This is a genomic window from Sutcliffiella halmapala (assembly GCF_050107295.1).
GTDB classification, from domain to species: Bacteria; Bacillota; Bacilli; order Bacillales; family Bacillaceae_I; genus Sutcliffiella_A; species Sutcliffiella_A halmapala_A.
In genome coordinates, this window is the sequence record NZ_JBNIKR010000010.1 from 152,579 (window position 1) to 179,119 (window position 26,541).

The 26,541-nt window shown below is 42.8% G+C and carries 27 protein-coding genes; 12 read left to right on the top strand and 15 right to left on the bottom strand.

The genetic code is table 11. The features are described from left to right. Positions 1 to 109: 109 nt before the first annotated feature. From ACQCT5_RS16910 to ACQCT5_RS16930, 5 genes are all read right to left on the bottom strand, one after another. Entirely contained in the window at positions 110 to 289 is a 180-nt protein-coding gene (locus ACQCT5_RS16910) for a hypothetical protein (protein WP_499643376.1), read from the bottom strand. A gap of 296 nt (positions 290 to 585) precedes the next feature. Further along, positions 586 to 1,455, bottom strand: coding sequence for a ClpXP adapter SpxH family protein (locus ACQCT5_RS16915; RefSeq protein ID WP_499643378.1), 870 nt, complete (start codon positions 1,453 to 1,455; stop codon positions 586 to 588). Further along, the gene (locus tag ACQCT5_RS16920) at positions 1,445 to 1,858 is read right to left on the bottom strand and encodes a globin domain-containing protein (RefSeq protein WP_499643380.1); all 414 of its coding nucleotides are present in this window, start codon (positions 1,856 to 1,858) and stop codon (positions 1,445 to 1,447) included. The genes ACQCT5_RS16915 and ACQCT5_RS16920 overlap by 11 nt, the downstream gene beginning before the upstream one ends. Positions 1,859 to 2,027: 169 nt before the next feature. After that, complete coding sequence (locus tag ACQCT5_RS16925; protein WP_499643382.1) at positions 2,028 to 2,678, bottom strand: lytic transglycosylase domain-containing protein; 651 nt, start codon at positions 2,676 to 2,678, stop codon at positions 2,028 to 2,030. Between the two features lie 14 nt (positions 2,679 to 2,692). Beyond that, entirely contained in the window at positions 2,693 to 3,289 is a 597-nt protein-coding gene (locus ACQCT5_RS16930; protein WP_499643384.1) for a CYTH domain-containing protein, read from the bottom strand. 172 nt (positions 3,290 to 3,461) lie between these two features. On the opposite strand from ACQCT5_RS16930, the gene ACQCT5_RS16935 reads away from it, so the two are divergent. The 4 genes from ACQCT5_RS16935 to ACQCT5_RS16950 are packed head-to-tail and all read left to right on the top strand — an operon-like array spanning position 3,462 to position 6,243. Next, entirely contained in the window at positions 3,462 to 3,830 is a 369-nt protein-coding gene (locus ACQCT5_RS16935) for a UPF0738 family protein (RefSeq protein ID WP_499643386.1), read from the top strand. Positions 3,831 to 3,845: 15 nt separating this feature from the next. Further along, positions 3,846 to 4,481, top strand: a complete 636-nt coding sequence (yjbM, locus tag ACQCT5_RS16940; RefSeq protein WP_499643388.1) for a GTP diphosphokinase — start codon at positions 3,846 to 3,848, stop codon at positions 4,479 to 4,481. Between the two features lie 48 nt (positions 4,482 to 4,529). Further along, positions 4,530 to 5,327: an NAD kinase gene (locus tag ACQCT5_RS16945; protein WP_204419192.1), complete on the top strand. Its 798-nt coding sequence runs from the start codon at positions 4,530 to 4,532 to the stop codon at positions 5,325 to 5,327. Positions 5,328 to 5,343: 16 nt separating this feature from the next. Then, positions 5,344 to 6,243, top strand: a complete 900-nt coding sequence (locus ACQCT5_RS16950) for an RluA family pseudouridine synthase (protein ID WP_499643391.1) — start codon at positions 5,344 to 5,346, stop codon at positions 6,241 to 6,243. A 47-nt stretch (positions 6,244 to 6,290) separates the two neighbouring features. Here the strand turns inward: ACQCT5_RS16950 and prpE are convergent, their stop codons facing one another. Continuing rightward, a complete protein-coding gene (prpE, locus tag ACQCT5_RS16955) occupies positions 6,291 to 7,031 on the bottom strand; it encodes a bis(5'-nucleosyl)-tetraphosphatase PrpE (protein ID WP_499643394.1) in 741 nt (246 codons plus the stop codon). 195 nt (positions 7,032 to 7,226) lie between these two features. Between prpE and ACQCT5_RS16960 the strand changes: the two genes are divergently transcribed. The 3 genes from ACQCT5_RS16960 (at position 7,227) to ACQCT5_RS16970 (ending at position 11,939) form a co-directional block, all read left to right on the top strand. Continuing rightward, positions 7,227 to 9,290: a cation:proton antiporter domain-containing protein gene (locus ACQCT5_RS16960; protein ID WP_499643396.1), complete on the top strand. Its 2,064-nt coding sequence runs from the start codon at positions 7,227 to 7,229 to the stop codon at positions 9,288 to 9,290. Between the two features lie 295 nt (positions 9,291 to 9,585). Beyond that, positions 9,586 to 10,356, top strand: coding sequence for an enoyl-ACP reductase FabI (gene fabI, locus ACQCT5_RS16965; protein WP_499643398.1), 771 nt, complete (start codon positions 9,586 to 9,588; stop codon positions 10,354 to 10,356). 173 nt (positions 10,357 to 10,529) lie between these two features. After that, complete coding sequence (locus tag ACQCT5_RS16970) at positions 10,530 to 11,939, top strand: N-acetylmuramoyl-L-alanine amidase (protein ID WP_499643400.1); 1,410 nt, start codon at positions 10,530 to 10,532, stop codon at positions 11,937 to 11,939. A gap of 39 nt (positions 11,940 to 11,978) precedes the next feature. Here ACQCT5_RS16970 and cotI read toward each other — a convergent pair whose 3' ends face one another. Next, positions 11,979 to 13,058, bottom strand: a complete 1,080-nt coding sequence (gene cotI / locus ACQCT5_RS16975) for a spore coat kinase CotI (RefSeq protein WP_499643402.1) — start codon at positions 13,056 to 13,058, stop codon at positions 11,979 to 11,981. Positions 13,059 to 13,297: 239 nt separating this feature from the next. On the opposite strand from cotI, the gene ACQCT5_RS16980 reads away from it, so the two are divergent. The 3 genes from ACQCT5_RS16980 to ACQCT5_RS16990 are packed head-to-tail and all read left to right on the top strand — an operon-like array spanning position 13,298 to position 16,094. Next, a complete protein-coding gene (locus tag ACQCT5_RS16980) occupies positions 13,298 to 14,437 on the top strand; it encodes a glycosyltransferase family 4 protein (protein WP_499643404.1) in 1,140 nt (379 codons plus the stop codon). 55 nt (positions 14,438 to 14,492) lie between these two features. Beyond that, positions 14,493 to 15,554, top strand: a complete 1,062-nt coding sequence (locus tag ACQCT5_RS16985) for a CotS family spore coat protein (protein ID WP_499643468.1) — start codon at positions 14,493 to 14,495, stop codon at positions 15,552 to 15,554. After that, positions 15,555 to 16,094, top strand: a complete 540-nt coding sequence (locus ACQCT5_RS16990; RefSeq protein WP_499643406.1) for a hypothetical protein — start codon at positions 15,555 to 15,557, stop codon at positions 16,092 to 16,094. Positions 16,095 to 16,291: 197 nt separating this feature from the next. Here the strand turns inward: ACQCT5_RS16990 and ACQCT5_RS16995 are convergent, their stop codons facing one another. From ACQCT5_RS16995 to ACQCT5_RS17010, 4 genes are read right to left on the bottom strand one after another with little or no spacing between them, the layout of a single operon-like run. Further along, entirely contained in the window at positions 16,292 to 16,831 is a 540-nt protein-coding gene (locus ACQCT5_RS16995; RefSeq protein WP_499643407.1) for a hypothetical protein, read from the bottom strand. A gap of 14 nt (positions 16,832 to 16,845) precedes the next feature. Next, positions 16,846 to 18,045: a glycosyltransferase family 4 protein gene (locus ACQCT5_RS17000; RefSeq protein WP_499643409.1), complete on the bottom strand. Its 1,200-nt coding sequence runs from the start codon at positions 18,043 to 18,045 to the stop codon at positions 16,846 to 16,848. Continuing rightward, a complete protein-coding gene (locus ACQCT5_RS17005; RefSeq protein ID WP_499643410.1) occupies positions 18,003 to 18,959 on the bottom strand; it encodes an NAD-dependent epimerase/dehydratase family protein in 957 nt (318 codons plus the stop codon). The genes ACQCT5_RS17000 and ACQCT5_RS17005 overlap by 43 nt, the downstream gene beginning before the upstream one ends. Continuing rightward, a complete protein-coding gene (locus ACQCT5_RS17010) occupies positions 18,956 to 20,299 on the bottom strand; it encodes a UDP-glucose dehydrogenase family protein (protein WP_499643470.1) in 1,344 nt (447 codons plus the stop codon). The genes ACQCT5_RS17005 and ACQCT5_RS17010 overlap by 4 nt, the downstream gene beginning before the upstream one ends. Before the next feature lie 143 nt (positions 20,300 to 20,442). On the opposite strand from ACQCT5_RS17010, the gene ACQCT5_RS17015 reads away from it, so the two are divergent. Continuing rightward, positions 20,443 to 21,261, top strand: coding sequence for a UTP--glucose-1-phosphate uridylyltransferase (locus tag ACQCT5_RS17015; RefSeq protein ID WP_499643411.1), 819 nt, complete (start codon positions 20,443 to 20,445; stop codon positions 21,259 to 21,261). A gap of 99 nt (positions 21,262 to 21,360) precedes the next feature. After that, on the top strand, positions 21,361 to 21,798 hold the full coding sequence (locus ACQCT5_RS17020; RefSeq protein ID WP_499643413.1) for a CotO family spore coat protein: 438 nt from the start codon (positions 21,361 to 21,363) through the stop codon (positions 21,796 to 21,798). Between the two features lie 45 nt (positions 21,799 to 21,843). Here the strand turns inward: ACQCT5_RS17020 and ACQCT5_RS17025 are convergent, their stop codons facing one another. Genes ACQCT5_RS17025 through ACQCT5_RS17040 form a run of 4 tightly spaced genes read right to left on the bottom strand, consistent with a single transcriptional unit; the run spans position 21,844 to position 26,480 of the window. Further along, positions 21,844 to 22,848, bottom strand: a complete 1,005-nt coding sequence (locus ACQCT5_RS17025; protein ID WP_499643415.1) for a polysaccharide pyruvyl transferase family protein — start codon at positions 22,846 to 22,848, stop codon at positions 21,844 to 21,846. Between the two features lie 16 nt (positions 22,849 to 22,864). Beyond that, positions 22,865 to 24,367 (bottom strand): glycosyltransferase, encoded by a 1,503-nt coding sequence (locus ACQCT5_RS17030; RefSeq protein WP_499643417.1) that lies wholly within the window; start codon positions 24,365 to 24,367, stop codon positions 22,865 to 22,867. Between the two features lie 18 nt (positions 24,368 to 24,385). Next, the gene (wecB, locus tag ACQCT5_RS17035) at positions 24,386 to 25,465 is read right to left on the bottom strand and encodes a non-hydrolyzing UDP-N-acetylglucosamine 2-epimerase (RefSeq protein WP_499643419.1); all 1,080 of its coding nucleotides are present in this window, start codon (positions 25,463 to 25,465) and stop codon (positions 24,386 to 24,388) included. A 13-nt stretch (positions 25,466 to 25,478) separates the two neighbouring features. Continuing rightward, positions 25,479 to 26,480 (bottom strand): glycosyltransferase, encoded by a 1,002-nt coding sequence (locus ACQCT5_RS17040; RefSeq protein ID WP_499643421.1) that lies wholly within the window; start codon positions 26,478 to 26,480, stop codon positions 25,479 to 25,481. Positions 26,481 to 26,541: the final 61 nt, after the last annotated feature.

Below are 26,541 nucleotides of genomic sequence, written 5' to 3' on the forward strand. Positions count from 1 at the left end.
AGGCTCTCGCAAGCCCCTTGGGTCGCTGCGCCTAGTGAGGAAATCAACAGCGGTGTTCAATGGTGACAAAATATAAGAAGACTCCCCATCAATTTGAATGGGGAGTCTTTCACTTTCTAAACCCGCGGAATCGATCCTTATTATTGAGCATTCCCATAAACAGAAACACAGAAAGAAACAATAGGGGCGAGGTAAAATAGAGGGGGTATATTTCCAAAAGTCCTAATATGTTGATGTAAAAGCAGAATGCAATAAACAGTATCGCAAGTATAAAGGGCAGTTTATTCATGTTTTTTTCACCTTCCCGGCGTTTTATCCACTCTAAGTTATATGTATGTGACAAGTCCTCAATCTTTTCCTAAAAAATGAATTTCCTATTGTTTGTGACAATGTTGTGAAATTGAAAGGAAAGTACTTGTCAAAAGTCAACAAAATTTGATATATTAATATCGTGAAACGATTCACAAACAAACATATACCCCTTTGTTTGACCGTGAAAAATTTCTCCCATCCCCTTTGTTGTCTATATGACAAGAAGAAAGCCTTGGTCCCAGACCAAGGCTTTTCTTTATATCACAATAATTATTAAGCTAAATATCTCCAAAACGTACCGTACTTTACAGGTACCTGTTCGACTTTCTGTGCCAGCTGAAGCTTTTTCAGCTCCCGTTCCACTTCCACAATTGGCAAGTTATAGACGACCGATATTTCTTTTGTGGCAACAAATTGGAACTGCTGCAGAAAATCCTCTAAAGAAGGCAACATTGTAGGGAAGGGGTATTCTCCGAGCATGTCTTGTAATATATGGACATACACATCATATGAATGATAGCCGGATACCTTGATTCCTTCCTCCTCAATATTTTCATTGAAGAAGACAAGCGTCGGTATTTCATTTACTTCCATTTCATTTGTAATCTTCAAATCGCACTGCAGGGCTTTGGCGGCGCTTTCCCCGTTCATATCACCGATAAATTCCTCTTTATCCAATCCAACCGATTCTGCACAGTCAATGAGTACAGGAAGCTCAGAAATATTCCGCTTTTCGAGAAACAGTACTTCCTGAAGCTTGCGCAAAAACTTTGTGCCAGCTTTTTTCCCTTGCAATTCCGCCGCTTTGATTGCCATGGATGCGGCATGAGGAGTCGCGATTGGGTTTTCAAGCCAAAGTGAACCGTCACAGGACATCCCGGACCGAGTAGCCGTCCTCTCCCAAACCTGGGCCATCGATGCGGCGTAATGCTTTTTTGATAAATTAAGGGAGGTCAACCTGCCGCTTAGTACGTGCTTGATTGTAAAGTATTGGCCGTACTGCATCTGCAATTTTTTTAGTATCGGCTCCAATGCCCAGCATTCAGGGCAAAGGGGATCAATGAAAAAATACACTTCAACCGGTTTGTTTGTCGTATGTCGGATATTATTTAAATAGAAAAGCTGTTTATCGTTACAGGTCACATGAATCTTCCTTTTCTTCAGGTTTGTCTGGAGTATTAACCATATGATGAGCCGTTAAAACTAAACGCTGAAAAAATTCTTTTCGATATGAACCCTCAAGTCCAATTTCATCCATTGCTTCTTCCATACAGGCCAGCCAGGCATTTGCACGTGTTGGTGTTATTTCAAAAGGCAAATGGCGTGCACGCAGCATCGGGTGTCCGTGCTCACTTGTGTAAAGGGAGGGACCTCCAAGGTACTGTGTTAGAAACTGCTTCTGTTTTCTTGCTGTTTCCGTCAAATCATCAGGAAATATGGGAGCTAAATCTGGATGGCGACTGACACGTGAGTAGAATGCATCTACAAGTTCATGAATAACCTGCTCTCTGCCAATAAGTTCAAAGGGTGATTGTATGTTATTCATATTTTATTAACTCCTTATTCAGTTCAATGTGTGATTGTATGTATATTTTAGCAATGTGCTTATTATATCTCAAATATTTCGATTCCAATCTTACAAATAATAGGTGGGGGAAGGAAAGTCAAAAAAGAGCAAGCGCCTAAAAGCGCCTGCTCTAAAAAGACTTATAAATTTAACTCATCAAACTGCCCGTAACCTTGCGAACATAATTGATCGTTTCTTTAAAAGGAGGAATTCCATTATACTTGTCCACATTTCCTGGACCTGCATTGTACGCTGCAAGTGCAAGGGATACATTCCCGTCATAACGGTCGAGCATTTGTCGGATATACTTGGTACCGCCCATAATATTTTTTCTAGGGTCGGTTGCATCATGGACACCAAGTCCTTTTGCGGTCTGCGGCATCAGCTGCATCAATCCGAGAGCACCGGCATGACTTTTTGCAGAGGGATTGAAATTTGATTCATGTTGAATGATTGATTTAATTAAAGAGGGGTCAACTCCATACTTGACCGAAGCTTCCTTGATAAGATCCTCGTAATCAGATTGTACGGCAACACTGGAGCCATTGCTTCCCCCTATATGCGATAGGGCAGCTTCCGGTAGATAGTTAGATAGGCTTGTAAGGTGAGCCATGTTCAATGGATGAGAAGATGTAAATGGTCCAGTATGCTTTGCCCCGCTATCCGGCTGTTGCATTAAATCTTCAAACAGACTGGCAAATGATTGATAGCTTGCAGTCGGGGAATGGGGCGACTTCTTGCTTTGCAGATTTTGCAAGGCCTGTATTTGGATAATGGAACGAACTTGATCAATATTCATTACTATTCATTCACCTATTCATTTAGTCTGCACACTTTTACATCATAAAAGCGCGCAATTTTATTTTTCGTTTCGCGGACTGGAATTTGATGCTCTTTTAGCAACTCGTGAAAAGCCTGTTGTCCTTCTTGGTAGTTGCTGACTTCATATTCCATTTCGAAATCGCTGGTCTGCAAATAGTGGCTTTCATCCAATACAAGAAGACCATTTTTATAAGGGATCTCCACACGATTCGTTTTCAGGGAACCGAAGAAACGAATGTTTAATGGTTCAATATCAAGCTCATCCTTCAAAATATCAGCGATGACTCCCGGAATAAGTCCTTGTTCTCCATCAAACATGATAGCCTTTTGTTCCTCCGTAATGGATTGGTGGGTCTCGAGCAATCCTTCGTTCGCAGGTTGTTTGAGTGTAAGGGTGTAGGTGTCCCCTTTTTTGCGGATGCGAAGTGCACAGCCACATTCCTTCAATTCAAATTTAACTGTATCAAAATAATGGTTTTCCTGAGAGAAGAAATCTTCCGGATGTACTTGAAAGCTAGAACATAGAGTCGTAAATTCCTCGAAGGTAAGGATGTTTTTAAATTCTATTTCAATTTCCTGATGGCTCATATAATTACCTCTCATTATTGGTATACTTCCATTATCACTTGCTTTTATATAGATAGCAACGATAAACTGTTATTCTTGTAAGAATGAAAAATAGATTTTAGTGTTTCCATTTAGATGATAACTGGGAATTATGATAAAATAAATGTAGGATTTAGGTTGGAAGGAGATTATTATGCAAAAGAGAATAGAAATCACACACACATCATGGAATGAAGAGCAACTATTACTTCAAGCGGATCCTGTTTCGTTATCATTGGAGCAAGTGGCAGCGAGCAATAAAATGCTGGTGGACTCTGATAATTTATCCTTTATTTATATATTGGAAACGCCATCGGAATTCATCTATGTAAGCGTGAAGGATACATATTGGAAAGATTTGAAAAAAGCGATGGATGAAAAGAAGGCAATTGTCCTTGTAGTTGATAAAGTGGCCTTGCTTTTAACAAACATAGAAGAGGAACTTGGCTATTTGATAGAGAACATAAAAGATAACGCCAATTACGGGGAAGAGATGGAGAAACGAGTAAACGATATTTTCTAAGGGGTTTGGCCAATTATGATACAGCATTGGGATTTGTTTTTAGCACCTTATAAACAGGCAATTGATGAAATGAAAGTGAAATTGAAAGGGATGCGCAGCCAATTTACGATGCAGTCGGAGCATTCTCCGATCGAGTTTGTAACAGGTAGAGTAAAACCGATGGCAAGTATCCTGGACAAGGCGACAAGAAAAGGCTTTTCACTCGAGAAGCTGGAAGAGGAAATGCAGGATATAGCCGGAGTCCGGATGATGTGCCAGTTTGTGGATGACATCTACAAGGTTGTGGAATTGCTGCGGATCCGAAATGACTTTGAGATTGTGGAGGAAAGAGATTATATTTCCACGAAAAAAAGCAGCGGTTACCGATCCTATCATGTCGTGATCAGGTATCCGGTACAGACTATCGACGGTGAAAAGAAAATCCTTGTGGAGATCCAGATTCGTACGCTTGCCATGAATTTTTGGGCAACCATCGAGCACTCCTTGAATTATAAATATAGTGGACAATTTCCCCAGGATATCCAAGAGCGTCTGGTACGTGCGGCCGAAGCTGCCTATCTGCTTGATGCGGAGATGTCGCAGATCCGTGGAGAGATTCAGGAGGCACAAGCCATATTCTCCAGGAAGAAAGAAAACAAAGATACAGATTAAGTTTTAGCCAGGACTTCTTGAACAATATCTTATTTCAGGGGTGGGAGTATGAAGTTTGCAATTACCTCCAAAGGGGATTCCGTGTCAAATACGCTCATGCATAAAATGCGGACGTACTTACAGGATTTTGAATTGATTTATGATGAGGACCAGCCTGACATCGTCGTGTCGGTAGGTGGAGATGGAACATTATTATATGCATTTCACCGTTACCGCAGCAGGCTTGATAAAACCGCATTTATAGGGGTGCATACCGGACACTTGGGATTCTATGCAGATTGGGTACCAGAAGAGATTGAAAAGCTTGTCATCGCCATTGCCAAAACACCTTATCAGATCGTGGAGTATCCGTTGCTTGAGGTAATCATCCGTTATATCGACGGTGGACGGGAAGCCAGATATCTTGCATTGAATGAGTGTACTGTGAAAAGTGTGGAAGGCACGCTCGTCATGGATGTGGAAATCAAAGGACAGCTTTTCGAGACGTTCAGGGGAGATGGACTATGCATTTCCACTCCGTCAGGAAGTACAGCATACAATAAGGCGCTTGGCGGAGCAATTCTTCATCCTTCTTTGCCGGCGATCCAATTGGCTGAAATGGCTTCCATCAATAATAGGGTTTTCCGGACGATCGGCTCCCCGCTTGTCTTGCCGGACCACCATACCTGCCTGTTGAAGCCGGTGAATGATGTGGATTATCAGATAACGATTGACCATTTGACGCTTCTTCATAAGGATGTAAAGTCCATACAGTGCAGAGTGGCCAAAGAGAAAATCAGATTTGCGCGCTTCCGTCCATTTCCGTTCTGGAAAAGGGTCAGCGATTCATTTATTACGGATAAGTAAGAAAGAGGAGCATAAATTGAACGTATTTACGTTAAAATTTCTAGTTGATGAAATGGATTCCGGTAAGCTTCTGCGTGAATTTCTAAAAGAAAAACAGATTAGCAAAACGGCTCTCACTGAGATAAAATTTTTCGGTGGGGGCTTGTTTGCGAATAATGTGAGAGTGACTGTCCGATATCCGTTAAAAGCGGGAGACGAGATAATGGTACAGTTCCCAAGGGAAATTCCAAGCGAAGATGTAATGCCGGAAGCCATCCCGTTAAATATTGTCTATGAAGACGATTATTTATTGGTGATAGATAAACCTGCAAATATGGCTTCCATTCCGTCACGGGAGCATAGAAAAGGTACCTTGGCCAATGCGCTGCTGCATTACTATCAATCTTGCGGCTACGGGGCAACCATACATATCGTGACAAGGCTTGACCGCGATACGACGGGATTGATGCTGGTAGCGAAGCACCGCCATGCACATCATCTTTTTTCCCTCCAGCAAAAAACGTATGCCATCAAAAGAAGATATGAAGCGATTGTCCACGGAATGTTGGAAATGGGAAGTGGAAGAATAGAAGCCCCTATCGGACGGAAGGATACAAGTATCATTGAACGGGAAGTCAGACCGGATGGTCAACAGGCGATTACGAACTATGATGTACTTGGCGGTTTTCGGGATTATTCTCATGTATCACTCTGGTTGGAGACAGGAAGAACGCATCAGATCAGAGTGCATATGGCGCACTTAGGGCATCCTTTGGCTGGAGATACCCTTTATGGTGGAGAAAAAACACATATTTCCAGACAGGCGCTTCACAGCTGTGAATTATCCTTTTACCATCCGGTTAGTGAAGTGCAACTGACCTTCCATTCAAGGCTACCGGAGGACATGTCAAGGCTTGTTGAGAAAGAAGAATGCTAGTTGGCTTTTTTTGGCTCTTTTCAAAAGAGCTTTCTTCTTTTTCCTTCCTAGTCCCACAATTCCCGGAATTTTTCCTTTACAAACGGCATACTGGATGGGACCGATTCGACTGTCATTTCCGGGTATCTTAATGAGGAAAGCTTGCCTCCAAATACGGCGCCTGTATCAATATTTGCCGTCCTATTCACGACTCTAACTTCGCGAACTGGTGTATGTCCGTATACAATCCATGCATCTCCATCATAATGTACTGCCCAATCCCTCCTGACCGGCATGCCGTTTTCATGAAACTCACCCGTTATATCACCGTATAGGACAAATGATTTCACCCTATTGCTGTTTTGACCGATGAACTCCTTTTTGATCCCTGCATGTGCAATGATCAGCTTATTATCATCCAACACATGATAGAGCGGAGCGTTTTCATATAGCGCAATAAACCGTTTTTTTATTTTCTCTTGATCCCTTTTGGAAAGCAGTTCATATTCCGCAACCGTTGTTTCAAGTCCATGTGTGTGCTGAACTTTATTTCCAAGAAAGAAACGATACAGCTTATTGCAATGGTTCCCCGGAACATAGTAGGCTAGACTGTTCTCCACAAGGTCACTGACAATGTTGACCACTTTAAAAGAAGCTGGGCCCCTGTCAGTAAGGTCACCCACAAAAGCAAGCTTTCGACCTTCAGGATGTTTGAAAAGGTTGTCATGTTTTTCGTACCCCATCTTTCCTAATAACTTTTTGAATTCGTCATAGCAGCCATGAATATCCCCGATTATATCTACTTTCATGAAAATCACACCTTTCAGTTTTCTATATGAGTGAATAAAAAAACCTAGAGAATACTAAATATAATGCAACTTATTCGTTATTAAGTTTGTGACATCCTTTATCTTTCTGTTAATTTTTACGTTTATTTATACTCCCGATTGGTAAAGCGTGGTATAATTTCTGCTTATTACATAGTCTGATTGGAGATGATAAGAATGTTTGAACTGCCAATCAAAGAGCCTGTTCTTGTATTTACAATAGCCATGATCACATTTTTCATATTTCCCTATTTCATGAAATTATTGCGGATTCCTGGGTTGATCGGACCAATTTTGGCTGGAGTGATTATCGGGCCAAACGGACTTGCATTGCTGGAGCGGAGTGCGACAATTGAGCTTTTAGGAACGGTAGGGCTATTATTTATTATGTTTATAGCAGGTCTGGAAATGGACTTGGACGGGTTTAAAAAATACCGTAACCGTAGCATTGTCTTTGGGATGCTGTCGTTTTGGATTCCTCAAACGGTAGGAACAGGTATCAGTTTATTGCTAGGGTACAATCTTGCAGCCTCGCTACTGATCGGTTCCATACTTGGCTCTCACACATTGTTGGGGTATCCTATCGCAAGCCGCTTGGGGATTGGAAAAAGTAAAGCTATTACGACAGCCGTTGGTGGGAGTATCCTGACAGATATGTTTGCGCTGTTAGTATTGGCTGTCATCACAGGTGCAGCAGCAGGGCAGCTTGATATTTACTTTGGCGTCAAGTTGACCATTTCCCTCATCGTGTTCGTTGCTATCATTTTCCTGGGTACACCCTTCATTTCACGTTGGTTTTTCCGCAATGTTTCAACGGAAGGACCGATTGAATTCATTTATGTTATGGTACTGCTTTTCACTGCAGGATCACTTGCGCTTATAGCAGGTTTGCAGCCTATCATCGGAGCATTCTTGGTAGGGTTGGCATTGAATCGCTTCATCTTTGAACAGGGGCCATTAATGAATCGAATAAGATTCACGGCAAATGCGATATTTATTCCATTCTTCCTGTTATCGGTCGGTATGCTCATGGATCTAAGTGTCCTGGTTGGCAATCCGAAAGCCTGGATATTGACTTTGGCGATTGTTTTTGGGTTATTGTTCAGCAAGTATATGGCTGCATTCATTACGAGCAAGTTCTATCGATATACTCTGGATGAGCGACTTGTCATCTTTGGATTGACGACTCCCCAGGCGGCAGCCACACTTGCAGCGACCTTGGTCGGCTTTAATGTTGGTCTGCTCGATCAGGCTACTGTCAATGGTGTCATTATCATGATTTTGATTACATGCATCATCGGTCCTTATCTGGTTGAAAAATATGGCCGGAAGCTTGCATTGATCGAGGACCAGCGTCCTATTAAAAAAGGGGATGCGCCGGAACGGATTCTGATTCCGATTGCCAACCCCAATACTATGGAATCACTTCTTGACCTTGCATTTGTCATACGGCAGTCTCTATCAAAAGAGCACCCGCTTTATGCGCTTAGCGTTGTACAGAGGGATATTTGGGCATCTGAAGGCGATGTTGCAAAAGCGGAAAAAATGCTCGGTCAGGCTGTTTCGTATTCAAGTGGAGCAGATGTCCCAATCCGTGTCACTACAAGGGTGGATCGAAATATTGCCATCGGAATCAACCGGGCGATAGCGGAAGAAAGAATAACCACGCTTGTTGCCGGATGGAACGGGGAGAGAAAGGCACCTCAGAAAATATTTGGTGGAGTCATTGACCAGGTGCTGGACCAATCCAACGTTTCGGTGCTAATCTCCAAGCTTGGTCATCCATTGAACACAACAAAGCGTATCATCCTTGTTCTGCCGAATGGAATTGATCACAAGCCGGGCTATTGGGATGCGCTTGCCACCATCAAACAGATTGCCAGTAATCTTGGGGCGACCATTCATTGTTATGCCATCAAAGGGTTCCCGGATACGTATAAAGCACATATGAGGGAAATCAAACCGAATCCTGCGACAGAAGTGGAGTGGGTGGAAGGTTGGACATCCCTGTATGAGGACCATTTACCGCGGTTAATGGGAGATGACCTTGTAGTGGTCATCAGTGCGAGGAGAGGTACGACAGCATGGCATCCGCAGCTCGAGAAGATACCGGGCAAACTCGCAAAAATTAATCCTGAAAGCTTCATCATCTACTATCCGACCGAAGCCAAAGAGGATCTCCGCGGCACACGTGGAACAGAATTGCCGAAGGAAGTACTCCTGGAACGGGATTATGACTAATGAGATTTTTGTCTAAGATGTGGTGTTAAAGAATTGGCCTGATATTCAAGTTTACTAGCTGTTGATAGGAGCAATAGGCGAAGACTCCTGCGGTAGGTAGCGGTGTGTGGAGACCCCACAGGCAAAGCCGAGGAGGCTCCACCAGCGCCCCGCGGAAAGCGAAGCCTAGTGCGGAAATCAACAGCGGTGTTTAACAGGCGCATTGAAGAAAAAGAAAAGTTCGCATTTCGACAGGATTATGCTATAATTATGACTAGGTACTAATAACAACTAATATAAATAGGAGGATATAAAAATGACTTTATCCTTAAATGGTCGTACATATGTAGTAATGGGAGTTGCGAATAAAAGAAGTATTGCATGGGGAATTGCGCGTTCCTTGCATGATGCAGGTGCAAGACTGGTATTTACTTATGCAGGTGAACGTTTAGAGAAAAGCGTTCGTGAATTGGCAGAATCCCTTGATCGGAATGATTCCTTGGTACTTCCTTGTGACATTACAAAGGACGAGGAAATCTATACTTGTTTCCAACAGATCAAGTCAGAAGTTGGAACTATACATGGAATTGCGCATTGCATCGCTTTTGCCAACAAGGAAGAGTTGCAAGGCGATTACATGAATACTACAAGAGATGGCTTTTTGCTTGCGCACAACATCAGCTCCTATTCCTTGACTGCTGTGGCGAAGGAAGCAAAAGACCTGATGACTGAAGGCGGCAGTATAGTAACCTTAACTTATCTTGGTGGAGAAAAAGTTGTAGCCAATTACAATGTAATGGGTGTAGCTAAAGCAAGCCTTGATGCAAGTGTAAAATACTTGGCGAACGACTTAGGGAAGGTTGGGATCCGCGTAAACTCGATTTCTGCTGGACCGATTCGTACGTTATCAGCTAAAGGTGTAAGTGACTTCAATTCCATTTTAAAAGAAATTGAAGAGAAAGCACCACTTCGCCGTGTAACCACACAAGAAGAAGTGGGTGATGCTGCATTGTTCCTCTTCAGCGACCTTGCCCGCGGCATTACAGGTGAGAACCTGCACGTGGATTCCGGATACCACATTCTGTAATATGAATGACAACACCACCGAGGACTTGCGGGTCTTCGGTGGTTTTTTTATATTGGCGTGAACCATAATAAAACTTAATGAAAAATGGACAAATTCCCCTTCGATTTCTCCCCATCTACCCATACTAGGCTCAGAAAACTAGCATATTTTATAGAAAGGAGGGAAACAAACGGATGAAAGTGCTAGTATTAGATCCTGGTCATGGTGGCCAGGATCCAGGGGCTATTTACCAGACCCTGATGGAAAAGGTCATCAATTTGGAAATGGCCAAGAGGGTAAGGGACCACTTGGAAAACAGGTATGAGGTACGGATTGCTATGACAAGAGAAGGTGACACTACTGTTTCATTGGAGGCACGGACAAATCTCGCAAACTCGTTGAATGCTGATTACTACTGCTCGATCCATTTTAATGCCGGTGGCGGGACTGGTTTTGAGAGCTATCGGTTTAACGGGAATGTTACGAATCAGGATGTTGCATTTCAACAGACCATCCACAAAGAAGTCGCGAAGGTGATGACGGAAAAATATAATAGAAGAAATCGAGGAATAAAGCGTGCTAATTTTCATGTGTTAAGGGAAACATCAATGCCGGCAATTTTACTGGAAGTGCTGTTTGTCGATAACGAGGGAGACCGAGTGCTCATTGGTAATGATGTATTTCTTAAGGATATCTCCAACGCGATTGCGGAAGGGCTCGCAAAAGCATTGACTCTGCCAAAAAAGACGGGTACCACCATCTATAAAGTAATCGCAGGGTCATTCAAGGATCGTAAAAATGCAGATGCAAGAGTCCTTTTTTTAAAAGAGAAGAATATGGATGCCTTTATTACCCAGACGACATTGAACGGAGCACCATATTTCCGTGTGCAGGCAGGAGCTTTCAAAGAAAGGGAGAATGCAGAGAGATTTGCCCAGGAAATCAACAGGCTGGGAGTAGAGGCGTTTTTATTGGCGGAAAACGATGGAACACCACCTGCCCCAACTCCTCCAAAACCGGAACCGCCTCCAACCCCACCTGTACCAACGCCTACCGGTATTACCATTATGGGAAAATCTGTCCTAAAAGGGGAAGACTTGGATGCATTTGTCCAAAAGGTGAATCCGAATGCTCCGGTTCTTGGAGAAATCTATGAAACAATCGGAAAAGCATATGGGGTCCGCGGTGATGTGGCATACGCCCAAGCGATTCATGAAACAAACTATTTCCGTTTTACCGGAGTTGTGAAGCCAGAACAGAATAATTACGCTGGAATCGGTGCCACAGGTGGAAGTGTATCAGGTGCAAGCTTTGAAACACCAGAGGAAGGAGTCTTGGCTCACGTACAGCATCTATTCGCTTATGCTTCCAAGGAGCCGCTGCCAGAGGGGTACCCCAAAGTTGATCCGCGCTTTGACCTTGTGACAAGGGGAGTCGCCTATGGGTGGACAGACCTCAATGGACGCTGGGCCGTTCCAGGGGAGCAGTATGGGCAGCTTATTCTAAGAATCTATGAACGAATCCTGGAAGATTCCATTACAGTAAAACAGCAGGAAATTGAAGCGATGAGAGATGTGCTTGTGGAAGTCCGAAAAACAAATTGAAAATCCGAGCTCTTTTGAAAAAGGAGAGCTCGGATTCTTTTATTTTATCAACTGATTCAAGGCCCCAGATTTGATTCTTTCATATTCAAAAGCCTCTGCCAGTTCCGTCTCCAATAGGGGAGTTTTCCGGACATAGCGCTCGCGGATCACATCATACAGCTCATATGGGAAAAGCATGTCGATGAACATGATTTCCTTCTGCTTATCTGTTAATGGCGAGATGGATTCATAAGCATTGATCATGACATGGAACTGTTCCTCGTTCCAGACACCGGTCGTGTCAAGCAGAGGAATGATCATTTTACGAAGGTCGCGGATCGGCAGGTCAAAGGAAACTGTGTCCAAATCAATGACCCAGATCTGTCCGTCGTCGCCAAGCAGGGAATTTCCTGTTCCGTAGTCCTGGTGACAAAGTGTAGGGGAACCTTTTAGTTCAGATACCCACGAAGGATATTCAGATTGGAGCAGGCGTGCGAGTGTGCTTCTGCCCTCCTGAATAAATGGATCGATCTCAGCCATGTAGAGCTTTGAGAATGGATCCTCTGGCATCGTTTGGGCCATGAGTTTCCAGGTTTCCATCTGCTGGCAGCGCTTGATATAATGGTTCGGCCAGCGACCAAGCTTGGTGAAAATGGGAATGCCATCGGGTGGACGATAGCCAATGGAAGCGGTATGGAATTCCGCCAATCCTTTCATGATAAATTCAAGGTCTTCCTGGACGGTCAATTCAAAAGGCCGCCCTTCGATCCATTCATAAACAACGAACAGGAAGGGGCCATGCTTGGTATAGAGCACTCCGTGTTTATTTGGAATGATGCCAGGTACTCGTGTTCCCTTCATGGCCAGATAATTTTGCGCATTGATGGAAAATAACGCCTTTTTCTCAGGGCGATGAATTCTTTTCAGACAAATCGGCCCTTCGCTCGTATGTATTTTCCATACAAGCGCCATTTGCCCACCTTGTACCACCTCGATTTGATTAACGGTGACCTCCCAGTTTTTCAAAATTGTTTCCGCCAGGGAAATCAGTCGTTGTACTTCTTCTGGAGATAACACATATTCCTCTTCAGCAGTTTCATTTAGAATTTGCTTGTTTTCTTCTGACAAACGATCCACCATCCTCTTTTAAGCCACAGCTATTAGCTTGCTGCAGACATCTAAGATTGTTTCCGCACCCCAATAGGGAAATGCATTTTCTTTAAGGTATGGTTTTTAAAGAGAAAGTGTTAAAGAACAAGAGGAATTTGTTACAGTGAAAACGCCCTTTTTCGAAAAGGGAAGAGGGAAAAGCTTCAAATATGGCGGCTCATCCATACGATACTTGTAAACTACCGTTTTTAGGTGAATGGAGGTAACATATGAAAATTGCATATATTGCAACAGAAAAGCTTCCAGTACCGGCTATTCGTGGTGGTGCGATACAGATCTATATTGATTCTGTTGCAAAAATAATTGGTGCAAAGCATGATGTCACAATTTTATCCATACAGCATGAAGAGCTGGAGCAGCAAGAAAGAAGAGGGCCTGTCCGCTATATCCGTTTCGACGAAAAGAAGTACCTTCCTTCCATTCTTTCTCATATCAGCCAGGAAAACTATGACGTGATCCATTTATGTAATAGACCAACTTGGGTGAAGCAGGTTAAGGATGCGGCTCCACAAACAAAGATTGTTTTAAGTGTCCATAATGAAATGTTCACCTATGAAAAATTGAGTGATGCCGAAGGAAAGGAATGCTTGAACCTTGTTTCAAAGGTTGTTACGGTAAGTGATTTTATTGGAAGAACCATCACAGACCGATTTCCTTTTGCTAAATCCAAAGTTCGGACCGTTTATTCTGGAGTGGACCTTGATACGTTTCAGCCATTGTGGACACCAAAAGGGAAACAGGCAAGAAATCAGGTTCGGGAAGAGCTGGATCTGACGAATAAAAAGGTGATTCTGTTTGTCGGAAGATTAAGTAAGGTAAAGGGACCTCATGTTCTTTTGCAGGCTCTGCCTTCCATTATTCGGGAACATCCCAATGTCATGATGGTCTTTATCGGATCCAAGTGGTTCGGGGATGACAATATCAATAACTATGTAAAGCATCTATATACCTTGGGGGCGATGTATCCCGAGTACGTAACATTTATAAAATTTGTCAAACCGGTTGATATTCCGAAATTATTTGCCATGTCTGATGTTTTCGTTTGTTCGTCCCAATGGCAGGAACCACTTGCACGTGTTCACTATGAAGCAATGGCTGCAGGGTTGCCTGTCGTGACAAGTAAAAGGGGAGGAAATCCGGAAGTTATAGATGAAGGCCGTAATGGTCATGTCATATCCGACTTTGAAAACCCGGAAAGCTATGCAAAAGTCATCAATTCTTTACTCCACAATGCAAACAACCGCGAAAGTATGGGCAAATATGGCCGGAGCAAGGTAGAAAGGGAATTCTCTTGGAAAAATGTAGAGAATAACTTGCTGGCTGTGTACGAAGAAGCAGTAAAAAAATAAGAAAGAAAGGTGATGTCTTGTGGAAGAGCATCGAGAGGTGGAAGAGCATCGAGAGGTGGAAGAGCATCGAGAGGTGGAACAGCATCACTTGCAGCAGGTACTGGAATTTTATCCTTTTGAGGTAAATGATGTGAGACTGCTTTCGAGTAGAAGTGGAAGAACGACGTGGGAAGTGGATACCACGGAAGGAAAGAAAATATTGAAACAGGCAAGCATGAAGCCTGAGAGAATGCTATTTATAGCAGGTGCGCATCAGCATTTGCATAATAATGGATTAGCAATTACGCCAATTCATGAAACAAAAAATGGGGGAATCTGCATCGGTGCGGGTTCATTTGGGTATGTGCTCTACGACAAAGTGGAAGGCAATGAAGTCATCTACTACAACAAAGAACAGATGCTGAAGGCTATGGAATTTGCAGGGGATTTCTATCAAGCATCCAAAGGGTATATACCGGCTGAAGATAGCAAAACACGCGGTAGATTGGGAAAATGGCATAAACTGTTCCGCTGGAAGCTTCAGGAACTGGAAGGGAATAAAACGATTGCCGAGTCGTATCCGACCGATGCTTTTTCCCTGCTTTTTCTTGAGCATGTAGATGAAATGATTCAGCGTGCAAAGCAGGCATTAGCAGCACTGGATGAACCGGTCTATCTGGAAGTATCCAAAGAGGTAAGCAGCCTTAAAGGGTTCTGCCAGCAGGATTTTACCTTGGCTAGATTCACGGAAGTAGATGGTGCACCCTTCATGAAGGAGCTACACTCCATTACGTATGACCTGCCAACAAGAGATCTTCGAATCCTTTTAAATAAGATGATGAAAAAGTTTTCGGTGTGGGATGATCATCTCGTGTTTGATCTTCTTCGGGCATATCATAAAACAAATTCTTTATCTGAAAATTATTATAAAGTGCTCAACATGGATCTATTATTTCCGCATCTTTTTTGTGCAATCGGCCATAAGTACTTTCTGGCGCAAAAAAGATCGTGGTCCGATGAAAAATATATCTGGGCATTGCAGAACATCATCGCTCTTGAACAGTCCAAGGGTGATTTCCTGAAGAGGTATCCTTCCATTTACGGAGAAATCATATCTGGTCATGGGGAGGGAAAATAAATGTCAGAAAGTCCAAAAATACCAAAGCTGGAGCTGGAGAAATTCACTTTCTCCCCTCCAGGCCCAATGGGTTGGAATATGGCGGAGTATGAACAGCTGTTGGAAAATCCCGACCAGCTTGTTCTCAATGAGTCCACAGTCAATTCACAGCTGGATTCATTAAAAGGAATTCAATTAGTGGAATTTTCATTGAGTGGAGAGTTAAAAGCAAAGCATACGGCCAAATCTATGCCCGCTACTGAAGGGAAATTGGAAGAAGTTCCAGAAATCATAATCGAGGAGCCAGAACTGGAAGAAAAAGTTCCAGAGGAAGTTGCAGAAGAAGCTGCAGAAAAAGTTCCAGAGGAAGTTGCAGAAGAAATTCCAGAAGAAGTTGCAGAAGAAGCTGCAGAAGAAGTTGCTGAGGAAGAGGTTGTAGAAGAAATTATGGAAGTTCCCGAGCCTCCTCAAAAGAAAGTCACCATTATCATTAAAGAAACGTCCTTGAAAATGCCTTGGATCTCGCCGGTATTGTCCAAAACCAAAAAAAATAGGAAATAAATCCGCTAATGTTACTCATCAAATTCGGATACTCTAGCATATGTTATTTATATATTAATAATTATATAGATAAAGTAGGAGTGATAAGGATGACAAATGAAGTGCGTAAAGCAAAGCTGAAGCTGGATTTCGAAAACGGATTTAGCTTGAATCCCGATTTGAATTCTGAAGAAGCTTTAAAAGCAGTACTAAAAGCTTTAAAGGATGGCGATGTTTCTGAAGTGAAAATCGCTGTTGAGTACAATGATGGGACCGAAGAGGATTATGAAGAGGACGAAGAGGAGGAGGAAGAAGTAGAAGCAGAAAGCAACGACAACGATGACGACGACGACGATGACGACGACGATGACGACGATGGCGACGATGGCGACGATGGCGACGACGATAACGACGATGACGATGACGATGACGACGATGACGACGATGGCGACGATGGCGACGACGATGACGACGATGGCGACGACGATGACGACGACGATGACGACGATGGCGACGATGGCGACGACGATGACGACGACGACGATGGCGACGATGGCGACGACGATGACGACGATGACGACGACGATGGCGACGATGGCGACGACGACGATGACGATGACGACGATGGCGACGACGACGATGACGACGAAGCTGACGATGGCGACGATGGCGACGATGACGACGACGACGACGACGAAGACGAAGAAGAATAAAGTAATAAAGAAAGTGCCAGGATCTCTTTTAAGAGTTCCTGGCACTTTCAGTTGTTTCGTCAAGTTTCGAAAAGAGGCGGCACGGAAGAAATTACATGGTCGTAGACTCGTATCAGTCTATCTGATACATGCTTGTAGGTGAAATTGATTTCAATGAATCTACGGCCATTATGGCACATCCAGCGTGTTAGCTCAGGTTCGGTCAGGCAGTAGTGGATTGCTTTTGTGAAAGCACTTGGTTTGTTGTAGTCTTCGATGATCAAACCATTGTATCGATCAAGAATTACTTCCGCATTGCCGCCTCTATTTGTGGTGATAACAGGTATCCCGGCAGCCATCGCTTCATAGTGGACTCTTGCAAGTGGTTCATTCCATTGGGAGCTGCAAACAAATACATCTCCGCCAAGAAAGGCTTCATGGATGAAGTCCGCTGGAATATATTTAGTGAAAATTATTTTTTCTTTAAAAGGAAGGGCCTGTTGGTAGAGGGAGTATACATACTTATTCATTCCGTTGTCACTGAACCATTTGCCGCCTACCACGAGCAATACAAGGTCCCTGTGCACTTTTAACAACTGTTCCAATGACTTAATCAGAATATGGGGACCTTTTGTTTTACTTAAACGGCCGACAAAGAGTATGACTTTTTTATCTTCCAAATTATATCGTTTACGGAAATTGCTTCGAATTTGCTGCCCTTCCTTGCTTTTACGTAAGGGAAAAGATGCCAGGTCAACTCCTGAATAGACGATGCTGATTTTCTCTTCTGCTTCTGGAAAACGCTCCACCACAGTCTTTTTGATAAAGTTGCTCACCGTAGTGATGGCACTTAATGTTTCCACCACTTTTGCTCCCTCTTCATCGGTAAGTTTATGGGCTGCAAACATTTCATTATGAAGGCTTAGTACAAATTTGCTTTGTGGAGAGGATTGGTGATAAAGCAGTACGTTTTTTGGACGGTTGCAGACATGGATAAGATCAAAATGATGACGAGGTAGTTCATTAGCAACATGCTGCCGGTACTCGCTTCTTGGAAAGCGGATGTATTGTACCCCATCTACAGTTTCGCTGTCTGGAAGTTCTTCGTCTGCTACAGAAATTATCGTCAGTTTGTATTTTTCTTTTAGAAATGGGGTGACGCCGTCGATCATCATCTGGATGGCTCCACCTTTGACGGCTGGTGATGGCAGCTTTTCTGTACAGATGATGGCAAGTTTTACGTCGGATTCGGTCTGTAAAGCTCCTGAATATAAAGCCATTCTTTTTCTAGCCCTTCTTTTAAGGGTATGGCAGGAGAATATTCGAGTAGTCTTTCTGCTTTTGAAATGTCTGCCCATGTATGCTTCGGTTCTCCTTTCAATCTACCGGAAAACGAAAGCAATGCCTTCCTTCCGGTAATCTGCTCTAGGGTGGATATGATATCCAGTATGGAAGAGCGTTCTTTTCCGCCTATATTCATGGTCTCACCAACCACCCCATCAGCTGTCAGCGCCGTTTTCGTGGCGGCTATGCAATCATCGATATACGTAAAGTCCCGTGTCTGCAATCCGTCCCCGAATACGGTTATCGGCTGGTTGGTTATTAGCTGCCTCATGAAGCGATGAAAGGCCATGTCGGGTCGCTGTTTTGGTCCGTAGACAGTAAAATATCGCAGCACTACAAGTGGAAGACCAAAGCTGTTTTCATACACCCTGCACAATTGCTCCCCGGTAAGCTTGGTGATTCCATATGGGGAAAGGGGATTAAGAACTGCATCCTCAGTGACTTTGCCCACTTTTTCTCCATAAACGGAGGACGTGGAGATGTAAATGAACCGTTTAATATTTATGTCTTTCACCGATTCCAACAGTTTTTGTGTGGCAAGGATATTGTTGTACATATATGGTGCAAACTCATCCCCCCAGCTGGAACGGACACCTGGTATGGCTGAGAGATGATAGATAGCATCCACTCCTTCTAGAAGCTGTTCGAGGTCCGTATCCAATAAATTTTCTTGGATAAAGCAGAATCGTGGATGCTTCAACAGGTTTTGTAAATTTTTCCTTTTGAATGAAGGTGGAGTTGGACCAATGAATGTATCGACCCCGGTAACATGATAAAAAGGTTCCTCCAGTAGCCTTTCACAAAGATAAGAACCGACAAACCCTGCGGCACCAGTTACAAGAATTTTCATCTTCGGCCCACTCCTTTATAGACAAGTCCGTGCTGTTCGACTTCTTTCTTATCGACACAGTTTCTGCCATCAAGAATAAGATCTCCCTTAAGTGACACTTTGACATGGTTCCAGTCCAATCGGCGTATCTCTGGCCAATCGGTTGCGATAACAATGGCTTCGGAGTCCAGATAGGAGGATTTCAATGTTTTATGCTGTGTAGCTAAATGGCGCTTACCAATAGGGAGATGTGCCTTGGGGTCAAACACATGAACATCCGCGCCAAGCGAGTAAAGACGGGTTATCAGCTCGATGGCGGGTGAGTGTCTAATATCATCTGTATGAGGTTTAAAAGCAACACCCAGTACGGTTATCCTTTTATCTTTTAATAGAGACAGATGTTCTAAAAGCTTATTGATATAGGAATCTATTTGTGTGCTGTTAATCAACTGGACCGCTTCAAGGATGGGGGTATGCACTGACTTGACGGAAGCAGAAAAGTTAAGCGACTGAAGATCTTTCGGAAAGCAGGATCCCCCATACCCGATCCCTGCCTGCAGGAATAATGCACCAATCCGAGGATCAGTCCCCAAACCCTTTGCAACTTCCGTTACATCTGCATCATAAGCCTCACACACCCGTGCCATTTCATTGATGAAGGAAATCTTCGTCGCAAGAAACGCGTTGGATGCATACTTGATCATTTCCGCTCCATTCCAGTTTGTTATTAGAAGGGGAGCATCCAGGTTCTGATAGATTTCTTTTGCGATGGCTTCCGAAACCTTGTCACCATCCCCCAATCCAATGACTGTTTTGTCCGGATGAAACATATCATGGATGGCAGATCCCTCCCTCAGGAATTCAGGATTTGAAACAATATTAAATAAAGATGCGGAGATTCCTTTATCCGCCAAGTATTCATTCATGCTTTTATTGGTACCAGGAGGGACGGTGCTTTTGATGATGATGGTTTTAAACTTTGTTAAACCTAGGGCAATATCATCAAATGCAGAGTACAGATAGGTCAGATCTGTACTCCCGTCCTCTCTGCTCGGGGTTCCCACAGTAACAAATATAACGGTACATTTATCTATGGATGCCGCTATATCTGTGGTGAATGAGATATTCCCCTTATTCTTTTGAAGGAGCTCTTCAAGCTGCTGTTCAAAAATGGGGACTTTACCCCGCTTTAGGTCATTTATTTTTTTTTCATTCACATCTATACAATAAACGGTATGACCGAACTCAGCTAAGACCGCCGTGGTGGTAAGACCTACATAACCTGCTCCGATAATGCAAATTTCCAAGAATGACACTCCCCTCATCACAACTAACACTGTGAAATATCCTTTATATCTTATTAAAGGACAATGTTGACTTGTGACGAAAACCCAGCCCAAATGTAAAAGGAGAGGAAAAATGGGAACGAATAGCTGTGAAGACAAGTTTCTTGAATTCAGTAATTGAATAGGATAAAAAAAACGCAGGATTTGAGGGGTTAATTGTGGTTAAAAAAGCGATAATTCCAGCGGCAGGGTATGGCACTCGCAGCTTGCCCATCACAAAAGTGCTGCCAAAAGAAATGTTTCCAATCGGTGTTAAACCTGCGATCCACTATGTTGTCGAAGAAGCGATCGAATCAGGAATAGAAGAGATACTATTGATTGTATCAAGAAAGAAAAATATGATTGTGGACTATTTTGACCATTCCTTGGAGCTCGAAGCCTTTCTGGAAAGGGAAAATAAACAGCATCTCATAGATTTGATCCCCATCCCATCCGTACCGCTCCATTATGTTCGGCAACCCTACGCCAAAGGGTTGGGGGATGCGATAAGGCTTGGCAAAACCTTTATAGGAAATGAACCTTTTGCAGTATTGCTACCGGACGATATTATGGTTTCCCAGAAGGATCCAGCTTTAAAGCAGCTCATCGATTCCTATAATGAGACAAAAAGATCCGTGGTGGGTGTGAAAGAGGTGGAGGAGTCTCTCTTAAAGAATTATGGTGTCATCAGTGGGGCTGAAACAAAGCCGGGTTTATTCCATTTAGATGGGATCGTAGAGAAACCGAAAAACAAGGCTCCGTCCAATCATGCCGTTATAGGGAGATATGTGTTTACTCCGAATATCTTTACCATGCTTGAAAAAGCCATATCAAAGGAAGGCGAAGAAATTCAGCTGACAGATGCCATCAAGGAGCTTTTAGCGGTGGAAGACTGCTATGGAAAGGTTGTTAATAGTCAGCGATATGATATCGGAAGAACCGAAGAATATATTGCTTTAATCAATCGGATTCATCAGCTAGAAAAAAGGTCTGACTAATCGCTGCCAGGTAATTGCCTGGCACTTGTTTTCCCGGAAAAAGAGACAGGCTTCATGCATACATATAAAAGATGAGTGGAGAATTTGGAGGTGCCAAAAGTGAAGAAACATACAGATAAAATAAAGCATGAGCCGCTACTTTATATTCATACCATAACCAATTCGAATGTAGATGCTGCGATGCAGAGTTCCTTGCTGCTAGAGGTAAAAAAAAGGAAAGCAGAGAATGCAAAACGTAGGATGGAAGAAGAAAAGGCTGTGTCTTCCAAACAAAGGGGGAAAAATGCAGGGGAAGAGACCAAAAAAATGAAGAAACCGTTTTTTACCTTATCACTCGAGGAAAAGATTCATTATTTGGTGGGGCCCCCTATGGATGCTCATAAGAAAATGTGCAAAATCATAACAACAGAGCGGGAATATATAGGGAAAGTGGAGGGCTATCATAACGAAATCCTGGCAGTAAATACACCAAATATTCCTGAATCCATATTTTTAACGATAAAGGAAATCAAGGAAATTCACGTGATCGGTATATAAACAATAAAGAAAGGCTGACCTTATTTAATAAGAGTCAGCCTTTTCTTATTTACTAATTGCAGATTCGATTTCATTCTTTAATGCAGCGAGTGAGACGTCGCTTAACTTCTCTACCTGTTTCACCTTATCGGAAAGCTGTTTCAACCTGGCTTGACCATTTTGCAATAAATGTTCCAGTTTTCCCTTGAGTATTTCTTCCGATTCATCATAGTCGGCATAATACTCGTTAAGATCAAACTCATTCAGAAGGCTTCTTACTTTACTCAATTTACTTAGGCAAAACGTGGGAACAAGATTGCGAATTCCAACAAGGGAAGGGTGAAGCTTAAATGATACGAGAAAATCCAACGCTTGAATATGACTGTATGTGACATCCAGGTATTTATAGTCCACTATCACAACATCTGCATGAGGATTGTGAAAGAGGATTCTTTCTTTAAGTTTTCTGCAGGTGTCAAAGTCTGAAAATGTATTCCTTTTGTCCACGACTGCAATGAGGGAGAGCTGGAATTCCTTACTGGAAAGGGTGGAGAGGATTTTGGCCATTTTCTCTAAAGGAAATTCATTGTAGGCAAAGCTGCAAACTCCCACATTTTTTTTATTCACTTTTTTAATAATAGGAAAATGAGGCTGTTTAAAACTGAAAGCGATATCCGGTACCTGTTTAATTACTTTATTAAGCTTCATATAGTTTGCTAGTCTTTCTGAGTTGGGATCTCTTACATATAAACCTTGGGAGGTGGAAATGATACTCCGGTATTTCTCCACCTCTGTTTGTGGCCATGTCTCGGGAGGATAGAAGTCCACTATGCCGACGCCATATACCCAATATGGTAAAGTAGCCAATTCAGCCGGAAAGTAGAAATCATTATAGGAATAAGGAATGATAAGATCCCCGCCACCCACAATGATCCTGTCGCATTTGTATTTATCGATGTGCATAATGATGGGGAAAACAGTATGATCATGAAAAACCTGTTTATACGTGTCCAAAAAGAGCTCATCACCAAAATTCCCTTGTCCGTAATAACCTGCAATACCTATTCTCATTATATTTTCACCTCATTCATATTTTTTTAAAGAAGCTGAGTCGAGGGTTGCCTAGGCGAATATGACAAATGGTGGAGCTTGATAAGTGGAAATTAGGCAATCTACCCAGATTGGAGACTAATTCTGTTATTTCCACGGAATAGGTTGTATTGATTCCTTCCTTCCAAGTCAATTCTTTATAAGGAATCACTGCTGGCTTATTTTCAAAGGTGATGGTTTCGGGATTCCAAGTTTCCAGTGTATAGCTGATGGCAACCTTTACTTCTTCCAATTCTTGCGGGTATGACATATCGAAATCCAAATAGATGTGCTGATAGTCAAAAGGTCTGTCATATTTGGGAGACTGTAGATAGCATTGGTATACACCAAGAGGCTTCTCACCGATAAATGGTGGATCCTGTTGAAGATTTTTAGTCTCATAATAGGAATTTACTGTGCTGTGATTAAATGGATGTTCTTCTATCTCGAAATTGGATGACCTTAATAGAATAGGTGTATGGGGATCCTTTATGTCCACATCAGGAAAATTATTGGTTATTGACTGAATGATAGACTTGTAACGTTCTTCCCAACTGAATTGCTTTGCGTAGCTTGCTAGATAGGATGGATTTTTTCTGTATTTAATAGCCTTGGAAACCAAGGAAGCAAATACTTCAGGAGTAGCTCCGATATCCACATAAGGCTTCATTTTTTTTAATTCGGGAAGGTTGGTGGAAACAACCGATTTTCCAGCAGACAAATACTCATAAACCTTTACAGGGTTCGTACTTTCGGTGATTCGATTAAGTTTAAAAGGAATGATACAAATATCAAAATAAGCTAGGATGGCAGGCAGTTCCTGATAGTCTCTATATCCTAAGTAGTGGATATTCGGTTTATCGATTTTTTCCGGAGTTAACATGGGACCGACAATTAGGATTTGACCTGTGGGTAACCTGTCAGCTAGTATTCCTATGATGTCCTGATCCACCCATGGTGCCCATGCACCAATATACCCGATTTTTGGACCTTGTACCTGTGGCAGCCCTTCCAGTCTATCTGTAGAGATACTTCGGGAAGCGTGGAAAAACTCCCAATCGCAGCCATTGGGTACTAGCGCGATAGGTGTTGATGGGGATAGTTTTTTCATTTTTTTCATTAGAAGGGAAGCGGTACAAATGATAGAGTCCACTTCATGTATCCATTTTTTCTCTTCCTCTTCCCACTCTGGAAAGTCATCTACGCAATCATAGACGGTATGGGATGCCTGAAAGTCCCGTGCAAAAGGTATCTTTTTGCTCCATGAGGTCCAATACAGCTTCTTTTCTGTTAACAGAGGCTGAATGTGGTCCAGAAAGAACTGGGCGTGGTTGATAACAAATAGGTTTTGTTCCACTTCCTCCAAGAGGTTACCTTGGTGATTGCTTTTATTTAAAAAAAGGACGGTATGAGCATCTTTGGCAAATTGATTCATAAGATGCTGTGGGCGCTGCCTCATATATGTCCAGTCAATGGTGGGAGGATAAATAATTAGTGCCATATTTCACCTCTAGAGTGTTTAGTTTAGAATGATATCGATAATTTGATTGCTTACTCCAACCTGGCCGTATGGATGCGTCCAGTCATTATTCTTTGTTAAGCTATCCTGAACTGCTTGAAGAATGGAGGGTTTATGGTAGCCGGCAATAATGTTGGCGCCGCATTCCACTGTTTCTGGCCGTTCTGTATTTTCTCTTAATGTCACACAAGGAGTACCCATGATACAGGATTCCTCCTGTAGGCCTCCACTGTCAGTAAGAATCAGTTTTGCGTGATGTTGTAGATGAATGGTTTCATAGAAAGTAGGGGAAGGGTCTATTAGTAGGATATTAGAGTCATCCTGCAGTCTTTGATACATATCATGATAAATGAGCATTTTCTTTGTTCTAGGATGCATGGCGATGACTAGCTTGAAGGTATCCTGTCTGGCAAGATCTTCGAAGCAAGAGACGATGGAAGCCAATCGTTCAGGTTTATCCGTATTTTCCTGGCGATGAACGGTTATAAAAATATATTCCTTAGTACGGAGATTATATTTTTCCATAACATCTACCAACTGCTGATTCCTTATATAATCCACTGCATCTACAATCGTTTGTCCTGTAAGGTGAAGCCCTTTTGTAATCCTTTCTTTTTTCAGGTTGCTGACAGCTTCACGGGTGGGGCAAAATAAATAAGTGGAAAGATTATCGACAAGTATGCGATTAATCTCCTCGGGCATCGTTTTATCATAGCTTCTGAGTCCCGCTTCTACATGGGCAATCGGTGTAAGTGTCTTTGCGGCAGCGAGGCTGGCAGCAAGTGTTGTATTCGTATCTCCATGTACCACGATTTTATCGATTTTTTCCTTCAGTATGACTTCTTCCATCTTCAAAAGAATGCTGGCTGTTGTGCTGGCATGGGAGCCAGAACCGACTGCAAAATTATAATCCGGTTCAGGGAGTTGAAACAAATCAGATACCATGCCATCCATTTGATAATCATAATGCTGCCCTGAATGAATAAAAAGGTGGGAGGAGTCCCGTTTTTTCAATTCCTTAATGAATACGGCCATTTTAATCAGTTCAGGTCGGGTTCCTACAATTACGGCAATTTTCATCTGCAAGGTCCTTTCATTGTTTTTTAGAGAGGGAATCAATGAGAGTGATTGCTTGTTTAACTCGATGTTCCCATGTATTGTTCAATGAAAAATCTATTCTTTCTTGAGAACTTCCAGGATCGGCTAGTCTCGTTCTGACCTTGTGAATAAATTCGGAATGGGTGATTCCGATATCTATGAGATCTTGCTGAAGAAGGCATTCCGGTAGAGGGGTGGAAACAACAGGCTTTCCTGTTGCAAGGTATTCATACATTTTGACAGGATTTGTCGCAAGGGTAACAGGTGTAATTCGAAAGGGAATAATGCAGACTGAGAAACGGTCCATTTGTGAAGCGAGCTCTGCGTGTGGCAGGTGTCCCAGATAAGTGACATTCGGAAAGCGATTCAGGGTGAATTTTCTGCCGAATTCAATACCTACTATGACAATTTCCACATCTCGCAGACTGCCAGCAAGCCTTGCCACCAACCCTTCATCCACCCAGGGAGCCCAAGCCCCGATATACCCTATTACTTTCTTCTCATGATTACTACTGGCTGATCGAAAGTGAAGTTCCATATTGCTGTCATAGGCGTTTCGAATCAATTCCACTCTTTTTTCCGGATATACGCGTTTCAGTCGTGTGCAGATCCTCTGTGCCGTACACACAACTGCATCTGCAATATTTATCATTTCTTTTTCAAATTTCAGCCACTCAGCGAATTCGTCCACACAATCATAGACAACCCAATCCGCTTCATATTGAGAAATTGTATCGGCAAGACTGGACCAGGAGCACCACACCCCAACACGGACGTTGTACTTTTTCCGAAGAACCGGTAACTCTTCCTTTAGCCACTGATCATGGTAATGAACAAGAAAGAGATTAGGCGAGATTTCTTCCGTGGCCAATTCCTGTTGTGTCCTATTACAATAAAAAACTAAATACCTTTGTTCACCAAATTGCTGCATCAGCTGTTGTGGCCTCTGCTTCATAAAGCTCCAATCAATCGTTGGGGGGTAAATGATGATGTCCATCCCGCTTCCCTCCAGTTTTGGATACTAAAAGTTTCCAAAAGGTCATAGTCTATAGTATGTA